The sequence below is a fragment of the Bradyrhizobium sp. CCBAU 53421 genome, assembly GCF_015291625.1.
In the GTDB taxonomy this organism is placed as follows: Bacteria; Pseudomonadota; Alphaproteobacteria; order Rhizobiales; family Xanthobacteraceae; genus Bradyrhizobium.
The window spans coordinates 492,673-509,952 of the sequence record NZ_CP030047.1; the positions used below are offsets into that span (position 1 = coordinate 492,673).

15 protein-coding genes are annotated in these 17,280 nt (G+C 66.1%); 8 read left to right on the forward strand and 7 right to left on the reverse strand.

The genetic code is table 11. The annotated features are described in order from the left end of the window. Positions 1 to 17 precede the first annotated feature (17 nt). On the reverse strand, positions 18 to 920 hold the full coding sequence (locus XH92_RS02355; protein WP_194457796.1) for a helix-turn-helix transcriptional regulator: 903 nt from the start codon (positions 918 to 920) through the stop codon (positions 18 to 20). A gap of 296 nt (positions 921 to 1,216) precedes the next feature. Here XH92_RS02355 and XH92_RS02360 point away from each other — a divergent pair, with 296 nt between their 5' ends. Next, positions 1,217 to 2,857, forward strand: a complete 1,641-nt coding sequence (locus tag XH92_RS02360) for an NAD(P)/FAD-dependent oxidoreductase (protein WP_194457797.1) — start codon at positions 1,217 to 1,219, stop codon at positions 2,855 to 2,857. 91 nt (positions 2,858 to 2,948) lie between these two features. After that, positions 2,949 to 4,142 (forward strand): serine hydrolase, encoded by a 1,194-nt coding sequence (locus XH92_RS02365; RefSeq protein WP_194457798.1) that lies wholly within the window; start codon positions 2,949 to 2,951, stop codon positions 4,140 to 4,142. Between the two features lie 103 nt (positions 4,143 to 4,245). Here the strand turns inward: XH92_RS02365 and XH92_RS02370 are convergent, their stop codons facing one another. Together XH92_RS02370 and XH92_RS02375 are read right to left on the reverse strand one after the other, a co-directional pair. Beyond that, positions 4,246 to 5,613, reverse strand: coding sequence for a HAMP domain-containing sensor histidine kinase (locus XH92_RS02370; RefSeq protein WP_194461068.1), 1,368 nt, complete (start codon positions 5,611 to 5,613; stop codon positions 4,246 to 4,248). Positions 5,614 to 5,618: 5 nt separating this feature from the next. Next, the gene (locus XH92_RS02375) at positions 5,619 to 6,293 is read right to left on the reverse strand and encodes a response regulator transcription factor (protein ID WP_194457799.1); all 675 of its coding nucleotides are present in this window, start codon (positions 6,291 to 6,293) and stop codon (positions 5,619 to 5,621) included. Between the two features lie 321 nt (positions 6,294 to 6,614). Between XH92_RS02375 and XH92_RS02380 the strand changes: the two genes are divergently transcribed. The 4 genes from XH92_RS02380 to XH92_RS02395 all read left to right on the forward strand — a co-directional run bounded on the left by XH92_RS02380 (position 6,615) and on the right by XH92_RS02395 (position 10,009). Continuing rightward, on the forward strand, positions 6,615 to 7,193 hold the full coding sequence (locus XH92_RS02380; protein ID WP_194457800.1) for a class I SAM-dependent methyltransferase: 579 nt from the start codon (positions 6,615 to 6,617) through the stop codon (positions 7,191 to 7,193). Between the two features lie 10 nt (positions 7,194 to 7,203). Next, entirely contained in the window at positions 7,204 to 7,863 is a 660-nt protein-coding gene (locus XH92_RS02385; protein ID WP_194457801.1) for a DedA family protein, read from the forward strand. 275 nt (positions 7,864 to 8,138) lie between these two features. Beyond that, positions 8,139 to 8,972 (forward strand): UDP-2,3-diacylglucosamine diphosphatase, encoded by an 834-nt coding sequence (locus tag XH92_RS02390; protein ID WP_246788645.1) that lies wholly within the window; start codon positions 8,139 to 8,141, stop codon positions 8,970 to 8,972. Further along, entirely contained in the window at positions 8,972 to 10,009 is a 1,038-nt protein-coding gene (locus XH92_RS02395) for a glycosyltransferase family 1 protein (protein WP_305825866.1), read from the forward strand. The genes XH92_RS02390 and XH92_RS02395 overlap by 1 nt, the downstream gene beginning before the upstream one ends. Here XH92_RS02395 and XH92_RS02400 read toward each other — a convergent pair whose 3' ends face one another. Genes XH92_RS02400 through XH92_RS02410 form a run of 3 tightly spaced genes read right to left on the reverse strand, consistent with a single transcriptional unit; the run spans position 10,010 to position 12,987 of the window. Further along, on the reverse strand, positions 10,010 to 11,140 hold the full coding sequence (locus XH92_RS02400) for a threonine synthase (protein WP_194457802.1): 1,131 nt from the start codon (positions 11,138 to 11,140) through the stop codon (positions 10,010 to 10,012). A 13-nt stretch (positions 11,141 to 11,153) separates the two neighbouring features. After that, complete coding sequence (locus XH92_RS02405) at positions 11,154 to 11,810, reverse strand: HAD-IA family hydrolase (RefSeq protein WP_194457803.1); 657 nt, start codon at positions 11,808 to 11,810, stop codon at positions 11,154 to 11,156. A gap of 16 nt (positions 11,811 to 11,826) precedes the next feature. Continuing rightward, positions 11,827 to 12,987, reverse strand: coding sequence for a DSD1 family PLP-dependent enzyme (locus XH92_RS02410; RefSeq protein ID WP_194457804.1), 1,161 nt, complete (start codon positions 12,985 to 12,987; stop codon positions 11,827 to 11,829). Between the two features lie 71 nt (positions 12,988 to 13,058). Here XH92_RS02410 and XH92_RS02415 point away from each other — a divergent pair, with 71 nt between their 5' ends. Beyond that, positions 13,059 to 13,982, forward strand: coding sequence for a LysR substrate-binding domain-containing protein (locus tag XH92_RS02415; protein WP_194461071.1), 924 nt, complete (start codon positions 13,059 to 13,061; stop codon positions 13,980 to 13,982). A gap of 16 nt (positions 13,983 to 13,998) precedes the next feature. Here XH92_RS02415 and XH92_RS02420 read toward each other — a convergent pair whose 3' ends face one another. Beyond that, positions 13,999 to 16,044 (reverse strand): acetoacetate--CoA ligase, encoded by a 2,046-nt coding sequence (locus XH92_RS02420; RefSeq protein WP_194457805.1) that lies wholly within the window; start codon positions 16,042 to 16,044, stop codon positions 13,999 to 14,001. Between the two features lie 187 nt (positions 16,045 to 16,231). Here XH92_RS02420 and XH92_RS02425 point away from each other — a divergent pair, with 187 nt between their 5' ends. Beyond that, positions 16,232 to 17,233, forward strand: a complete 1,002-nt coding sequence (locus XH92_RS02425; RefSeq protein ID WP_194457806.1) for a glycoside hydrolase family 3 protein — start codon at positions 16,232 to 16,234, stop codon at positions 17,231 to 17,233. The last annotated feature ends 47 nt before the right edge of the window (positions 17,234 to 17,280 follow it).

Genomic DNA, 17,280 nt, shown 5'->3' on the forward strand with positions numbered 1-17,280 from the left:
GCCGCGGGCCTGCCGTCTCACCCCTGCGCGGAACGTTCGCAGACCTGCCGGCGGTATTCCGCCGGCGTGACGTTCATGTGCTGCCGGAACACGCGATTGAGATGGCTTTGATCGGCAAAGCCGCTCAGCAGCGCGATCTCCTTCAGCGCCACGCGGTCCTTGCGCAGATGCTGGCACGCGTGCTCCACCTTGCGCCGCAGGACATAGGCATGCGGCCGCGTGCCGTAATGTGCGCGGAATTTGCGGGCGAACTGGATCGGCGTGCAATTGCAGATGTTCGCCAGCTCCTCCAGCGTGATGTTCCGGAAGATGTTCTGCTCGATATAGTCCTCGATCAGCCGCGCATGCGCCGGGCGAAAGCGCCCTTGCGCGCACGGCATCTTGAACTCGATCGCCGCATATTTCCGCAGGATATGCACGCTGGCTTGCAGCGCCAGCGCGTCGTAGCAGAGGCGTCCGCCCGGGCCGCCTGCGGCGACCTCCTGAACCATCTGGTCGTTGATCCAGGTCAGCATCGGATCTTCTGCCTTGAGCAGGTCGTGAAGTTCGACCGCTTCGGCGTCGCGATCGAAGGCATCGCTCGCGGTCTTCATCATGAGGGCAGGCGCGATATAGAAATGGGTGACCTCGATGTCGTTCTTCCAGTGCCAGCTCGATGGCTCGGCGCGGGTCAATAGCGATGTGACGCCGCGGCCGACGTGATCCTGCTTCCACGCACCGGTGACGCGCCGGTTCATCGCCGTCACGCCGTCGCGATACAGCACGAGCAGGAAGTTTTCCGACGGCGGAACCCAGATGTCCGACGGTTCATAGCGGAATATCCGCAGCCGGAAGTCGCTCCTCCCGACCGAGGCGCTGTCCAGCTTCATCTCTCCGGGAGCGTAGCGCGGCAGCTCCTCGACCGTGATCAACTGGCCCATCGCGCGAGCCTCCTCCCTGGATCCGTGGCGTGGTCGACGCTTCTTCTTGGCCGGACGTCTGAGCGCAGGATAGGCCGCTTTCGCGGTTTGCCAAGCCGACCAACGGCCGATGCCGCGATTGAACGGCGGCGTTCCAGAGATTGTCGGTTTCATCCAAGCCGCTGGGGCGAACGGCCCGTAGCCTGCTTTGCGTCTCGGCGACAGCGCCAGCGGCCAAGACCCAATTGACGCAACGCACCATCTCCCGGCGACACGGCGGGTGTGAGCGCGTGCGAGCAAGACAACAGGAGGAAACGATGACCGAGACCGTCACAAGGTCGAATGGAAGCAATGGTGCGCGTGCAACGACCAAGCTCGACGCCGTGGTCGTCGGCGCCGGCGTCGCCGGTCTTTATCAACTGTTCCGCCTGCGCGAGCAGGGGCTGAGCGTCAGGGCGATCGATGCCGGGTCAAGCGTCGGCGGCACTTGGTACTGGAACCGCTATCCCGGCGCTCGCTTCGATTCCGAAGGCCATACCTATCAGTACCTGTTCTCCGAGGACCTGTACAAAGGCTGGAGCTGGACCGAGCGGTTCCCGGGCCAGCCGGAGATCGAGCGCTGGCTGAATTATGTCGCCGACCGCCTCGACCTCAGGAAGGACATCCAGTTCGGCACCACGGTGAAGAGTGCACACTTCAACGAGGCGACGCAGCGATGGCAGGTCGCGACGGACAAGGGCGAGGTGATCGATGCACAGTTCCTGGTCACCTGCTGCGGCATGCTGTCGGCCCCGCACGTGTCCTTCCCGGGACAGGAGACATTCAAGGGTGAGCTGTTCCACACCGCGCGCTGGCCCAAGGGACCCATCGAGCTTGCCGGCAAACGCGTCGGCGTGGTCGGCAACGGCGCGACAGGGATCCAGGTGATCCAGTCGATCGCCGGCGAGGTCGGTCATCTCAAGGTGTTCATCCGCACCCCGCAATACATCATCCCGATGAAGAACCCGAAGTGGGACGCGGCGGACGCCGAGGCCTACAAGTCGAAGTTCAAATTCCTGACCGAACGGCTGCCGAAGACATTCACCGGCTTCGAATTCGATTTCGAGCACGCCTGGGCCGACCTGACGCCGCAGCAGCGCCGTCAGGTGATTGAGGACTGCTGGAATGACGGATCGCTCAAATTGTGGGTCTCATCATTTGCCGAACTGTTCTTCGACGAAGCCGTCAACGCCGAGATCACCGAATTCGTGCGCGAGAAGATGCGTGAGCGGATCAGGGATCCCAAACTGTGCGAACAGCTAATTCCGTCCGATTACGGCTTCGGCACGCACCGGGTGCCGTTGGAGAGCAATTTCCTCGAGGCCTTCCACCGTCCCAATGTCGAGATCGTCAGTGTCAAGAACAATCCGATCCTCCGCATCACGCCTGAGGGCATCCAGACCGCCGATGGCACGGTGCACGCGTTCGACGTCATCATCCTGGCCACCGGATTCGACGCCGGAACGGGGGCGTTGACGCGGATCGACATCCGCGGTCGCGAAGGGCGATCGCTGAAGGATGATTGGGGCAGGGACATCCGCACCACGATGGGCTTGCAGGTTCATGGCTATCCGAACCTGTTCACGACAGCGGTGCCGCTCGCGCCATCGGCCGCGCTTTGCAACATGACCACCTGCCTGCAGCAGCAGGTCGAGTGGATCGCCGATTGCATCAAGTATTTGCGCGGCAAGAACCTGAACGTGATCGAGCCGACCAGGGATACCGAGGATCAGTGGGTGGCGCATCACGACGAGACCGCCAACGCAACGCTGATCGCCAAGACCAACTCCTGGTACCTCGGCTCGAATGTCGAGGGCAAGCCGCGCCGGGTGCTGTCCTATTGCGGCGGCGTCGGCACCTATCGCCAGAAATGCGACGAGGTCGCCGCGAGCGGCTATCAGGGCTTTGCCATGCAGTAGCGCCCGATCGGGATACGGCGCCGCGGTCTTCACTGACCGCGCCGCCGCCCACGATCGATCACATCACAAAGCAGAATATCGGAGGACGACAATGAGCACGAATTTTGGTGCGGCAGCAGATGCGATTCTCGACGGCGTCGTGACATCCAACCCGCGCGTTCCCGGCGTCGTTGCCATGGTGACCGACCGCCACCGCAACATCTACGAAGGCGCGGCCGGCAAGCGCCGCCTCGACCAACCGGCGGACATGACGACCGACAGTGTGTTTGCCATCTTCTCGACCACCAAGGCGATCACCGGGACGGCGGTCCTGCAACTCGTCGAGGAAGGCAAGCTCGATCTCGACGCGCCGGCCAAGACCTACGCGCCCGACCTCGGCAAGCTCCAGGTCATCGAGGGCTTCGACGACAAGGGCGAGCCGCGACTGCGTGCGCCGAAACGCGACATCACGACACGCATGTTGATGGTCCACAGCGCCGGCCTCGGCTACGACTTCATCAATCACACCTATAATCGCCTCGCGCAGGAGAAGGGGCAGCCCAGCGTGATCACGGCGTCCAAGGCTTCGTTGATGACGCCGCTGTTGTTCGATCCCGGCGAGCGATGGGAGTACGGCACCAACATGGATTGGTGCGGCCAGATCGTCGAGTCGATCGCCGGCCGCCGGCTCGGCGAGGTCTTCAAGACACGGATCTTCGAGCCGCTCGGAATCCTGGACACGGCCTTCGAGCTCACCGACGCGATGCGTCGCAAGCTCGCCGGCATTCACGCCCGCAACGCCGACGGCTCGCTCACGCCGATGGATTTCGAGCTGCCGGCCAATCCGGAGATCCATATGGGCGGCCACGGGCTCTACGGCACGATCGGCGACTACATGCGCTTCATCCGGATGTGGCTGAACGACGGCGCCGGCGGGCATGGCCGGGTCCTGAAGGCCGAGACCGTGCGGATGGCGGAGAAGAACCATCTCGGCAACAACAAGGTCACCGCGATCACCGGCGTGATCACCTCGCTCGCCAACGACGCCGAGTTCTTCCCCGGCCAGTCGAAATCATGGGCGCTCAGCTTCATGATCAATGACGAGCAAGCTCCGACCGGCCGCCCCGCCGGTGCGCTCGGCTGGGCCGGTCTTGCCAATTTGTTCTACTGGATCGATCGTCAGAACGGCTTCGGCGGATTCTGGGCGACGCAGATCCTGCCGTTTGGCGATCCGACATCCTTCATCGGCTACATCAACTTCGAGACCGCGTTCTACGAGGCCCTGAGGCTGCGCAAGGCGGGTTAAGGCGTCTTCGAGCAAACTCGATAAGAAAAGCTCGTGAAGATGAGAGCCCAGAGCGCGTTCCGATTTTATCGGAGCGGCTCTGGTCGTGGCCGCCGCTGCTCGATCAGCACGCCGGCTGAAGCGTTGGAAACACCACGCGCATGCAGGCGCCGCCGGACGGCGCCTGATCGACCTCGATCCGGCCGCCATGCAGGCGCATGATGGTCTGCACCAGATCGAGGCCGAGACCGGCGCCGCGCCCGCCGGGATGCAGCCGGCGGAACGGCTCCAGGATCTGCTCGCGCTCGTCGGGCGGAATGCCGTCGCCATCGTCGCAGACCTCGATCCGGCCGGCTGCCCCCACCCGAACCAGGATCGTGCCGCGCCGCTGCCCGTGATCGACGGCATTCTGCACGAGATTGGTGAGGGCGCGTTCGAGCGAGGTCTGGTCGCCGGTCACCATGATTCTCTCGACGTCGTGTTCGAACGACATTTCGTATCCCGCCGCGAAAGCCAGCGGCGCGAGGTCGAGGACGACCTGCCGCGCGATGCCGACGAGATCGACCGGGCCGAACGTGTCGGCGCGCTGGTCGAGCCGCTGCAGGTCCAGCAGCTGGCCCGCCATGACGCTGAGCCGGGTTGCGTCTTCGAGCAGATGGGTCTTCTCCGGTCCAGCCCGCAGCGAAGCGACCCGTGTCGAGAGGATAGCGATCGGCGTGCGCAGCTCATGCGCGGCATCGGCGAGGAAGCGGCGGTGGCGTTCGTAACCCTTGTCGAGGCGGTCGAGCGCGGCATTGATGGCCTTGACCAGCGGGGTGATCTCGACCGGGACCTCGTCGAGCGGCAGCTGCACGCCGCGCTGGTCGATGTCGATGCGTTCGGCCTGCGCCGCGACCATTGCGAGGCCCTTCATGGCCCGGCGCACCACGAACGGGGTCGCGACCAGCGTCGCCAGCGTCATCAGCACGATGATCGGCAGGATCATATTGAGGAACAGCAGCGGCGTGCTCTCCAGCGCGCGCCACACCGAGAGCTGGCCGTATGTGCCGGTCAAGATCTGGATCCGTCCCGCAGGCGTGTCGACCCATTTGACGAGACCCGCGGGCCGCGCGGCTTGCGCGGCATTCCATTTGAGCCGCGCCTCGCTGACATGATCGAGGCTTGACGCGATCGGCGCGAATTGCGCGGGCACCGCACCTTCGGCGAGCTGATGTCCGTCAATGTCGCGGATGATGAACCAGAGGTCGGCGTGCTCGGCGCGCAGGGCAGCCAGCTCCGGCGTTTGGCGCAGCGTCAGTCCGCCGGCTTCGTCGCGGGTGACGGCGTCCCGCAGCGTATCGAGCGTGCTGCCTTCGTACTCGCCGATCAAGAGCCCCGCCCGCAGCAGCCCGATGGCGGCGGCTCCGATCAGCAGGATCAGAAGGGTCAGCGTGACGGCTTGCAGGCCGGCGAGGCGCCCAACCAGGCGCCAGGTGAGGGATCGCGGTCGCAGCACGCTCACGATATCTCTCGCAGCACATAGCCGAGGCCGCGAACGCCGTTGATCGTGACGCCGGCGTCGGCCTCCGTGAGCCTGCGGCGCAAACGCGACACATGACTGTCCAGCGCATTGGGCTGCACGTCGTCGTCGAGCCCGTAGACCGCCTCCATCAGCGCGGAGCGCTGCACCATGCGTCCCATCCGGTGCATCAGCGTCTCGAGCACCAGCCGTTCGCGACGCGGCATCTCCAGGGGGCATCCGTCGACATTGGCCTCGCGATGGGTGAAGTCGAACGCCAGGCGGCCGATCCGCACGACATGCTGCTGCACATTGGCGGGCCGACGCAACAGCGCCCGCAGCCGCGCCAACAACTCCTCGAACGCAAACGGCTTGCCGAGATAATCGTCGGCGCCGCTGTCGAGGCCCGAGACACGATCGGCGAGCTCACCGCGGGCAGTCAGCACCAGCACCGGCACGGTATTGCCGCTCGCGCGCAATTTCGGAATCAGCGACAGCCCGTCGCCGTCGGGCAATTGCCGGTCGAGCACGATCGCGTCGTAGCTTCCCGCCGCGGCAATCGCCTCGGCTTCCATAAGATCCGGCGCGTGATCGACCAGCATGTCGTGGCGCGCGAGTGCCGCCCGCAGCGCCGCGACCATGTCCGGCTGGTCCTCCACCAACAGCACTCGCATTCGTTGTCTCTACCTCTGCATCGATCTGCCGGCTTTATGTCCCATTCATTGCGGCAACCTTGCGGTTTGCGCCGCGTGAATGCGTCGCAGGCCAAAATTTCGCACGCGCGCGCAGTCGCGACAGGCTCGCGCAAGCTTCGCATGAGACAGAGGCGTGCATCGGGCGGTCGAAACGTCCCATCACCGACCGGCACTGCTCAACCGGCGGGAGCCTTCCACGCATGATGGTGGGTACCTGCAATGCGAAAGACACGCGAATGGCCTTGTTGACGAATCCATGGCGCTGGACCGGCTGGGCGCTGATTGTGCGGGAGCACCAGCATGTCGGCCGCTGACATCCTGCCGTTCTTCCGCGCCTGGGTGCGCAATCCGCTGCGTGTCGCCGCGGTGGCGCCATCGGGGCCCGCCGTCGCGTCCCTGATGGCGCAGGAGATCACCGCGGACACTGGCCCCGTCATCGAGCTTGGCCCCGGCACGGGCGTCTTCACCCGCGCGTTGCTGAATCGCGGCGTGAGGCAGCAAGATCTGACGCTGGTGGAGTATGGCTCCGAATTCATCCCGCTGCTGCAGCGGCGCTTCCCGGGCGCGCGGGTGCTCTGGATGGATGCGGCCTGGCTGCGGCGGGAGAAGCTGTTCGACGGGGCACCGGTCGGCGCGGTCGTCAGCGGCCTCGGGCTGCTCATGATGCCGCCGGAGAAAGTCACGACCATCCTGCACGCCGCCTTCGGCTATCTCCGCCCCGACGGGGCGTTCTACCAGATCACTTATGGACCGCGTTGTCCGGTCGCGGACGCGATCCTGGATCGCCTCGATCTGCAGGCGAGCTGCATCGGGCAGACGTTCCGCAACCTGCCTCCGGCGTCCGTGTACCGGATCAGCCGCCGCCACTCTCACGCTTGATCGGGGCGCCATGGACACGTCGAGCACGATCGCGATGTTTCTGCACTTCGGCCTGGTAGGAGTTGCCTGCCTCGCCGTCGCCGAGAAGTTCATTCCGCTGCTGCCGTCCTACGTGCTGCTGATGCTGCTCGGGTTGACGGTCCCCGACGGCTCGACGCTCGCGATGACCATCCTCGCGACCAGCGCGGGATCCGTCGTCGGCGCCATCGGCTGGTACGGGCTCGGCCGCGCGCTCGGCTCGCGGCGCATCGAAGGGCTGGTGACGCGTTACGGCAAGTTCGTGCTGCTGCGGCCGTCGCTCTACCAGCAGCTCACCGACGCCTATCGCGGCAATCATTTCTGGGTGACGCTGATCGGTCAGACCCTGCCCACCGTGCGGATTTACCTCGCGCTGCCGGCCGGCGTGCTGCAGCTCGAGCCGCGCGCCTTCGTGATGGCGACCGCGATCGGCACCGTGATCTGGAACATGCCGTTCCTCAGTCTTGGCTATGCGCTGCGCGGCAGCGGCCATGATCCGGTCAGCCTCGGCTTCTGGGTGGTGGTCGTCCTGATCGCCGTGGAGGTCGCGCTGTTCCTGGGATTTCGTTTCTACAAGCGCTCGCTCGCGCCGCGGAGCGTCGCGCCGCCGCTCGCGCTCCCCTCACGCTTGACGGTGGAGGAAGGTGCATGAGAGCCCTGTTGTCCCGCCTGCGGCCCGGCTCGGATGCGCTCGAGCGCGCTGCCGCGATACTGCTGGTCCTGGCCGCGAGCTATCAGTTCGGTCACGCGGCGTCCGGCGGGCGATATCGCGCGGCAGAGTTCGCGCTGCTGGTGCTTATCGCAGGCATCTACTGGCATCGCTCGATCTTCAGGCGGTGCGCCAGCCGCGATGTCGCGAAGCTTCTCGCGGGATTGGCCGAGGCCATCGCGGCGGCGTTCCGGCCGGACGGCGGCAATGCCGATCCTCTGTCGCATGGCGTGCGCGCCGGCGCCACGCAGGCCACGCCGCGGGATGTCGTCAAGGTCAGGAGCCTGTTCGTCTCCGACGTCCATCTCGGGACCAGGGGATGCCAGGCCGAGCGGTTGATCGACTTCCTTCGTCACCATGATGCCGAAACCGTGTTCCTGGTCGGCGACATCGTCGACGGCTGGTGCCTGCGCTCGAGCTGGTACTGGCCGACGTCGCACAATGCGGTCGCGCGGGAGCTGATCGAGCTCGCGCAACAAGGTCACCGCCTCATCTACATTCCCGGCAATCACGACGAGTTCCTGCGTGACTATGCCGGCGCGGCATTCGGCGGCGTCGAAATTGCTGAGCGGGCGATCCATCGTGGCCTCGACGGCCGAGATTATCTCGTGGTTCACGGCGATCATTATGATCTCGTGGTGCGCCATGCGCGCTGGCTCGCGCTGGTCGGCGATGTCGGCTATCGGGCCGCGCTGGCCTGCAACGTCTGGCTCAACCGGATCAGGCGCCGGTTTGGCTTCGGCTATTGGTCGTTCTCGTCCTGGGCGAAACTGCGGGTCAAGAATGCGGTCAACCACATCGGCCGGTTCGAGGAGGTGCTGTCATCGGAGGCCGCGCGCACCAATGTTCAAGGCGTGATCTGCGGCCACATCCATCACGCGGCGCTGCACGACGATTTCGGCGTCCGCTACATCAACACCGGGGATTGGGTGGAATCCTGCACCGGTGTGGTCGAGCGCTACGACGGGCAGTTTGAAATCGTCCGATGGACGGATGCGCAGGGAGCGCTGGATACGCCAGCCCCCGCGCCGCTAGTGCAGGCGGCCGCCTGATGCGCGTGCTGGTCGCAACCGACGCCTGGCGGCCGCAGATCAATGGCGTGGTCCGCTCGCTCGAATATCTCGCCAGCGAAGCGCCGTCGCTTGGCGCGGAAATCACCTTCCTGACTCCGGCCGATTTTCGCACCGTGCCGTTGCCGGGTTATCCGGAGATCCGCCTCGCGCTGCCGACGATCCGGCGGATCGCGCGCGCCATCGCGGCTGCGCGCCCGGACTCGGTGCACATCGCGACCGAAGGTCCGATCGGCTGGATCAGCCGGCATGTCTGCCAGACGCGCGGCTATCCGTTCACCACCAGCTATCACACGCGCTTTCCCGAATATCTCGCGGCGCGGCTGCCGGTGCCGCTGCGGTGGAGCTACGCGGCGCTGCGCCGTTTCCACAATGGCGGTGACGGCATCATGGTGGGTTCGCCGTCGCTCGAGCAGGCGCTGAGGGCACATGGCTTCCGAAGGTTGATGCCATGGTCGCGCGGCGTCGATGCCGAGCTGTTCTGTCCACGCGCGGAGCGGCCGCTGGCCTTCCCGGCGCCGGTTTTCCTCTATGTCGGGCGTGTCGCAGTCGAGAAGAATCTCGACGCCTTTCTCGGTCTCGACCTGCCGGGCTCGAAGGTCGTGGTCGGGGATGGCCCGCTGCGCGGCAGTCTGCAGGCCCGGTTTCCGCAGGTGCATTTTCTCGGCACGCGAACGGGCCGGGCGCTCGCCGACGTCTATGCGTCCGCCGACGTCATGGTGTTTCCAAGCCTGACCGATACGTTCGGGATGGTGATCCTCGAGGCGCTGGCTTGCGGCCTGCCGGTTGCGGCGTTTCCGGTGATGGGACCGCTCGACGTAATCGGCAAGTCGGGCTGCGGCTGTCTCGATCACGACCTGCGTCGTGCAGCGCTCGGCGCGCTGCTGGTGCCGCGGGAAAAATGCCGCGCCCACGCCCTGACCTTTACCTGGCGGGAAAGCGTGCGACAGTTCCTCGACAATATCGGGCGGGCGCACGCGGCACCGGCGCGCGCAGCCGTCACAGGAGCGACCGCCTGACTAGCTGCCCAGCAGCTCCGTGATCAGCCCGGCTGCCTTGATCCCGGTGCCACTGATGATGACGACGGTGCGCTCCGCCGGCCGGATCGCGCCGCGTTCTTCCAGCACGTCGAGCGCCGCGGCGGCCGAGGCCGAGGTCGGCTCGACGAACAGGCCGCTCCGCGCCAGCCGCTTCAGCGCGGCGACGATGCCGTCTTCGGGAATCGCGACCGTGCCGCCGCCGCTCTCCCTCAGCGCCGCGATCATCTGCTTCAGGCGCAGCGGATGCTTGATCGCGGTGCCCTCGGCGATGGTCTTGTGGACCGCGCGATCGACCGGCGTTTCGACGCCGGCGGCAAAGCTGGCATCGACCGGCGAGCAATTGAGTGGTTGAGCAGCAAAGAGCCGCGGCAATTTCTTGATCTGACCGGCCGCAAGCAGTTCCTTGAAGCCGATATAGCAGCCGAGCAGGCTGCTGCCGGCGCCGACCGGCATGATGATGTTGTCGGGCGCGGTGAAGCCAAAGTCTTCCCAGATCTCGTAGGCCAGCGACTTGGTGCCCTGCAGGAAGAAGGGCTGCCAGTTGTGGCTGGAGTAGAAGATCTGCTTCGACTGGCGGATCGCTTCCGCCTCGGATTCCTCGCGCGGGCCCTCGACCAGCTGCACGTCGGCGCCGAAGGCGTGCATCTGCGCCACCTTCATCGGCGATGTCGTCGCCGGTGCAAGGATCCTGACCCGCATGCCGCCCGCCGCGCCATAGGCCGAGACCGACGCGCCGCCATTGCCGGAAGAGTCCTCCAGCACAGCGTCGACGCCGAGCTGGCGCAGGAACGACAGCATCACCGTGGTGCCGCGATCCTTGAAGCTTGCGGTCGGATTGAACCATTCGAGCTTGAAATGCGGCCGCAACTCGCCCCACGGCTTCTCGACCGCAGGCGTGCAGCCTTCGCCCATCGTGATCGGCTGCCTGATCTCGACCGGCAGCGCTGCGCGGTAGCGCCACAGCGACCGCGTCCCGCGCTCGATGTCGTCGCGGGAGATGCCGGGCAGCGGCGTGACGAGCAGCGGCTTGCCCTCGTCGGAGCACCAGCGCGGGACATCCAGCGGATAGAGCTTTCCGTTGAGCGGGTCGATGTAGCTGGGTGATGGCATCTCTATTCGGTCCTCAAGAGGCGCGCGGGCCGGACAAATCGCGACCGAGCACGAAAGCCGGCAGGGTCGCAAGGCTGTCGCGAACCATGATCGGGGCGGGCGCCCCGTCCGGCGGGTTCATTGCGGCCCGATTATGCCACCAAGTCGGCAAGTTCACACGTGCCGTGCCGAACAGATCATAGCCCGATCCCGCGACGAACAGGCATCGATCGGCCGGGACCGGCAGTTCGTCGAGCGCGAGCTGATAGGGTTCTGGCTGCGGCTTGTAATGGCCGGCGCGCTCGGCCGTCACGAACACGGTGAGAGGGACGCCGAGGCGATCGGCAGCGATGCGGCCGAGCCGTTCCGAGCAGTTCGTCACGACGCCGAGCGCGACGCCGGCGTCATGCAGCGTTTGCAGGACGTCGCGAACCTCGGGCCAGGGATCCAGCTCCGCATAGCGCGCGCCGAGCTCCGCGGCCCGTTCGAACGGCAGCCCGACATTGCGCGCCGCCTCGCCCACCAGATCCTCATAGGGACGATAGCGTCCGGTGGCGTAGGTGTTCCTGAGATACTCGGCGCGCCAGCGCAGCCCGGCTTCGTCGGCGCCCGCGACCTTGTTCCAGAGTGTCCAGCTGTCGAGCAGCGCGGTCAGCAGATCGAACAGAACAGCGTCATAGGCTCGGATCATGGGCGCGCTCCGTCTCCTACCATCCGCGAAACCGTTCCCACTGCCTGACCGAGTCGGAGCCCGCGGCGACGACATGATAGCGGTCGTGCTGGGCTCCGGTCGCGCAGGCATGGTTCGGCAGTATCCGCACCTTCGCGCCGACCGGCAGCGCAACTTGCGGCGCGGTGCTGCCGGGACGGAGCGCGATGATGCCGTGCTCCTGATTGGTCTCGGTCACGATCAGGTCGCGATACGGCCGTCCATCGATGTCGCAGACGATGCCGTAGCCCTGGTCGACCGGTTGCTTTGCGGTGCCGCGATCGCGCGACAGCGCCATCCAGCCGGCGTCGATGAAGGTCCAGCCGCGATCGGCGCGATGGCCGATCACCGTCGCGAGCACCGACAGCGCGATGTCCTCGACCGCGCAGACCCCGATCCCGGCCATCACGAGGTCAAACATCACGAAGACGCCGGCGCGCACCTCGGTGACGCCATCGAGCCGGCGCGCGAAATGGGCTGTCGGCGTCGAGCCGACGCTGACCACGGGGCAGGGCAGTCCGGCTCCGCGCAACGCTTCCGCGCAGGCGACCGCCGCGGCGCGCTCCTGCTCGGCGGCCTGCTCCAACGCCGGCACGCTGCGGCAGGAATAGGATTCGCCGGCATGTGCCATGACGCCACGCAACTCTGCGCCGCCTTGATGCAGCGTGCGGCCGATCTCGACCAGCAGCGGGTCGCGCGCGCCGACGCCGGCGCGATGGCCGTCGCAATCGATCTCGATCAGCACGGGAATGCGGTCGTTCGTCGTGCGCGCCATCGCGGTGACGGCGGTCGCCTGCTCAATGCTGTCGAGCACCACGGACAGGTCCACGCCCTGCCGCCGCAGCGCCGCGACGCGATCGAGTTTTTGCGGCGCGATGCCGACCGCATAGAGGATGTCCTTGACGCCTGCCGCGGCAAACACCTCCGCTTCCTGCAGGGTCGAGACCGCCGCCGGGCCGCCCGGGCCGTCCATCACGGCGCGCGCCGCCGGAATGGATTTCGCGGTCTTCAAATGCGGGCGCAGCGGCACGCCGAGTCGCGACAGCCGCGTCTTCAGGCGGGCGATGTTGTGCAGCATCCGGTCTTCGTCGAGCACGAGGCAGGGCGTCTCGATTCCGGCAAGCGGATGCGGTGCGTTCAAGGCAAGGGCTGATGACATGCGGCAAGACTAGCTGTTTCCATGCCAAGCACAATTTACCGAACGTCATTCTTAGATTAAGTTTCGACTTAATGCTCGCGACCGACGATATCCGCTTCTTCCTGGCCATCGCCGCGGCCCGGTCGCTGGCGGCCGCGGCACGGGCGCTCGACGTCACGCCATCGGCGGTGTCGCAGCGGTTGCAGAACCTCGAGCAGCGCCTGGGCGTTCAACTGGTCAGCCGCTCGGCCCGGCGGCTGACACTGACCGATGAGGGCGATCTGCTGGTGCTGCGCGGCGGCGCGCTGCTCGACGAGGCGACGGAATTGACGGAAGCGCTGCAGGCGCGTCGCGGCACCATCGCCGGCCATCTGAAGATTCTCGCGCCGCTCGGCTTCGGACGCCGCTACATCGCCCCGGTCGTAGCTCGCTTCCGATCCCGTCACCCCGACGTGTCGGTCGAGCTCGAGCTGTCCGATCGGCCGGGGCGCGCTGCCGCGGGCGCGTGGGACGTCATGATCCATATCGGCGCGTTGAAGGATTCCACGCTGCGCTTGCTGCGCCTTGCGCCCAACGAGCGCTTGCTCTGTGCCTCGCGGGACTATCTGAAGCGCAAGGGAATGCCGGCGAGACCGCAGGATCTGCGCGGGCATGATTGCATCGCGCTGCGCGAGAATGAGGAGGACGTGACGCTCTGGCGGTTTTCCCGCAGGCGTGGCGCGGCGGAGCCTGATGTCGTCAGGATCGAGCCGATGCTGTCGAGCAATGACGGCGAGGTCGTGAAGGCCTGGGCGCTCGCGGATCACGGTCTGATTGTCAGGTCGGAGTGGGATGTCGCCGAGGATCTCGCCTCCGGCCGGCTGGTGCGGGTGCTCGCGAACCTCCGCCTGCCGCCGGCCGATATCGTTGCGCTGCTCAATCCGGGCCGCGGCGGGCGGGCCCGGCGCACGCAGGCTTTCGTGGAGCACCTGCGTGCCGCGCTCGCGCCGCCGCCGTGGCGCGGCAGGCCGCGCTGACCGTCGGCGCGATCGCCTACGCCGCGCCGGCCTGCCTGCTCAGATAGCCCTTGGCGAAATCGAGATACCAGTCGAGGCAGCCTGGATTGGCCATCGCGTCGCGGTTGATGACCTTCTCGAGGGGATGGCCGAGCAGCAGCTTCTTGACCGGCAGCTCCTGCTTCTTGCCGGATAGCGTGCGCGGAATTTCCGCGACGACGAAGATGTCGTTGGGCAGGAAGCGGCGCGACAGTCCGGCTTCCACCGCCTTGTTGATCTTCGCCTTCATCGTTGCATCCAATGCGATGCCCTCGCGCAGCACCACGAACAGCGGCATGTAGCTGTCGCGGCCGAGATATTCGAGGTCGACGACCATCGAATCCAGCACCTCCGGCAAGGCCTCGATCGCCGAATAGAGTTCGCTGGTGCCCATTCGCAGGCCGTGGCGGTTGATGGTGGCGTCGCTGCGACCGTAGATCACGCAGGAGCCGTCGGGGTTGATCTTGAGCCAGTCGCCGTGCCGCCACACCGGGCCGCGGCCGCTGCCGTCGAAATTGTCGGGATAGGTCTCGAAATAGCTCGACAGATAGCGCGCGTTGCCGGGATCGTTCCAGAAGCGCAGCGGCATCGAGGGCAGCGGCTCGGTGCAGACGAGCTCGCCGACCTCGTCGATCACGGCGCGGCCCTGCTCGTCGAACGCATCGACCGCGCAGCCGAGCAGGCGGCATTGCATGATGCCCGGCATCTGCGGCAGCTCGCGATTGCCGCCGATGAAGGCGCCGGCGAAATCGGTGCCGCCGGAGATGTTGGCCCACCACATGTCGGCTTGCACGGCGTTGCCGTTGCGCTTCGAAAGCGCGGCGAAGCGTTCGTTGAACCAGGCTTGCGTGTCGGCTGAGAGCGGCGAGCCGGTCGAGCCGAGTGCGCGCAGGCCGGAGAGGTCGCCGACCTCTGCGAGATCGATCTCGGCCTTGGTGCAATTGGCGAAGAACGCCGCGCCGGCGCCGAAGAAAGTCGCCTTGGCGTCGGCGACGAAGCGCCACAGCGTGGTCCAGTCCGGCTTGTCCTTGGTGCCGCCCGGGCTGCCGTCGAAGATGCAGCAGGTCGTGCCGTTGAGCAGGCCGTTGGCCTGGCAATTCCACATGATCCAGCCGGTCGACGAGTACCAATGGAAACGCTCGCCGAACGAATTCGGGTGGTAGCTGCAACCGATGTCGTTGTGCAGCGTCGAGAGCGGCAGCGCCACGACGATGATGCCGCCATGGCTGTGCAGGATCGGCTTCGGCAATCCCGTGGTGCCCGAGGAATAGACGATCCAGAGCGGATGATCGAACGGCAGCCATTCCGGCTCGAAGGCGTCGATCTCCGCGCCCCGGCCCGCGAGGATGGACGACAATCGTGTCTCTGACGGCGCGGCATCGCTGTGCAGGATGACGTGCTCGACCGTCGGCAGCGCGTGCCGCAATTCCTCGATTACCGACTTCCTGTCATGGCGCTTGCCGGCATAGGTCACGGCGTCGCAGGCGATCAGCACTTTCGGTTCGATCTGCTTGAAGCGATCGATCACCGCGGGCGCCGCCATGTCGGGCGCGCAGACGCTCCAGATCGCGCCCAGGCTCGCGGTCGCCAGAAACGCGATGATGGTCTCGGGGATGTTCGGCAAGTATGCCGCGACGCGGTCGCCGGCGCGGACGCCATTGGCCTTCAGGTGCAGCGCCAACGCCGCCGATTTGCGCTGCAGCTCCGGCCAGCTGGTCTCCGACAGCTTGCCGTCCTCGCCGCTCGAGATCAGGGCCGGCAGACCGGCGGCATGCGCCGGCGCGACGTGCCGGAAAACCTGGCGCGCGTAATTCACCGAGGCGCCGGGAAACCAAACCGCGCCCGGCATCTTGCGCTCGGCCAGCACCGCCGAATGCGGCGTCGGCGAGCGCAGGTCGAAATAGTCCCAGACGCTCTGCCAGAAGGCGTCGATGTCGGTGACCGACCAGCGCCGCATCGCCTCGAAATCCGCAAACGCGAGGCCGCGCGTGTCCTTCAGCCATTGCCGGTAGAGGGCCATTTGCGGGACGTAAGGTGCTGTCATGGGCGTTTCCGAAATATTGTGTGTTGTGGCATGCGCGATCGAGGCAAGCCTTCGTCTCTTAACATAGTGATGCGAGCGCGGGGAACGCAGTCGAGGTCGCGGCTTGCGTCATATTCTTACCGTCGCCGCAGCGTGCTATTGCTTCGGGTGCGGCGTTGATTCCATGCCTATCCGAGAGCGAGCGGCCATGACCGTCGGCGAACTTTTCATCCTCGGCTTCCACGGCAAGGTCATTCCGCGCTGGCTTGAGGAGTTTGCCGCGCAATTCGGGCTCGGTGGGGTGATCCTGTTCGATTACTCCTGCCAGACCCGGCAATACGACAACAACATCGCTTCGCCCGCGCAGCTGCAGTCGCTGTGCGCCGAGATCGCAGGCCTTCCGTCGCAGCCGCTGGTCTTCATCGACCAGGAGGGCGGTCTGGTGCGCCGGCTGAAGGAGGGCCTCGGCTTTCAGCCGCTGCCGAGCGCGAAGGATTTCAACCGGCTCGCGCAGGCGGAGAAGCAGACGATCCTGGCTGCAAGCTATGGCGAGTTGCGGCGGCTCGGCATCCGCTACAATTTCGCGCCGGTCATCGACGTCGACTTCAATCCCGATAATCCCAACATCGGCAAGATCAAACGATCCTATTCGTCCGATATCGGCGAGGTCGCGGCCAATGCGCGCCTGGTCGACGCCGCGGCGCGGCAGGCAGGCGTGGGGCTTTGCCTGAAGCATTATCCGGGCATCGGCGGCGCGCACGTCGATTCGCATCTGGAGTTCATGGACATTTCCGATGCGCTGCGGCCGGAGCAGGAAGAACTGTTCTACATACTGGCGCCGCAAGTCTTCGGCGATGCGGTGCTGGTCAGCCACGCCATTGTCCGCCAGTGGGACGCCCGGCACCCGATGACTTTGTCACCGACCGGAATAGGCCGGCTTCGCCGCCGGCTGCCCGAGACGCTGCTGATCACCGACGACATGCAAATGCAGGGGCTGCAGAAGGCACTCGGCACAAGCGCGGCCAGCCTGCAGGCGATCGCCGCCGGCATGGACATGATCTGCATCGGCAACAACCTGCTCGACCAGGAGCAGGCGATCGCCGGCATCGCCGCCGCGGTCGCGGGTGCAGTGCAGGACGGATCACTGGATCAGGCCGCGGTAGGCCGATCCATTGCGCGGGTGCAACGGCGCAAGGCGCTGCTCGCCTGACGGCATTGAACCAAATTTTGCGCCGGGCGACCACAAGGAGCGGAACC

What these genes read in the sequence shown, in the direction of transcription:
- XH92_RS02355 (WP_194457796.1), bottom strand. Translation starts at nt 920, where the DNA reads ATGGGCCAGTTGATCACGGTCGAGGAGCTGCCGCGCTACGCTCCCGGA.
- XH92_RS02360 (WP_194457797.1), top strand. Translation starts at nt 1,217, where the DNA reads ATGACCGAGACCGTCACAAGGTCGAATGGAAGCAATGGTGCGCGTGCA.
- XH92_RS02365 (WP_194457798.1), top strand. Translation starts at nt 2,949, where the DNA reads ATGAGCACGAATTTTGGTGCGGCAGCAGATGCGATTCTCGACGGCGTC.
- XH92_RS02375 (WP_194457799.1), bottom strand. Translation starts at nt 6,293, where the DNA reads ATGCGAGTGCTGTTGGTGGAGGACCAGCCGGACATGGTCGCGGCGCTG.
- XH92_RS02380 (WP_194457800.1), top strand. Translation starts at nt 6,615, where the DNA reads ATGTCGGCCGCTGACATCCTGCCGTTCTTCCGCGCCTGGGTGCGCAAT.
- XH92_RS02385 (WP_194457801.1), top strand. Translation starts at nt 7,204, where the DNA reads ATGGACACGTCGAGCACGATCGCGATGTTTCTGCACTTCGGCCTGGTA.
- XH92_RS02395 (WP_305825866.1), top strand. Translation starts at nt 8,972, where the DNA reads ATGCGCGTGCTGGTCGCAACCGACGCCTGGCGGCCGCAGATCAATGGC.
- XH92_RS02400 (WP_194457802.1), bottom strand. Translation starts at nt 11,140, where the DNA reads ATGCCATCACCCAGCTACATCGACCCGCTCAACGGAAAGCTCTATCCG.
- XH92_RS02405 (WP_194457803.1), bottom strand. Translation starts at nt 11,810, where the DNA reads ATGATCCGAGCCTATGACGCTGTTCTGTTCGATCTGCTGACCGCGCTG.
- XH92_RS02410 (WP_194457804.1), bottom strand. Translation starts at nt 12,987, where the DNA reads ATGTCATCAGCCCTTGCCTTGAACGCACCGCATCCGCTTGCCGGAATC.
- XH92_RS02415 (WP_194461071.1), top strand. Translation starts at nt 13,059, where the DNA reads ATGCTCGCGACCGACGATATCCGCTTCTTCCTGGCCATCGCCGCGGCC.
- XH92_RS02420 (WP_194457805.1), bottom strand. Translation starts at nt 16,044, where the DNA reads ATGACAGCACCTTACGTCCCGCAAATGGCCCTCTACCGGCAATGGCTG.
- XH92_RS02425 (WP_194457806.1), top strand. Translation starts at nt 16,232, where the DNA reads ATGACCGTCGGCGAACTTTTCATCCTCGGCTTCCACGGCAAGGTCATT.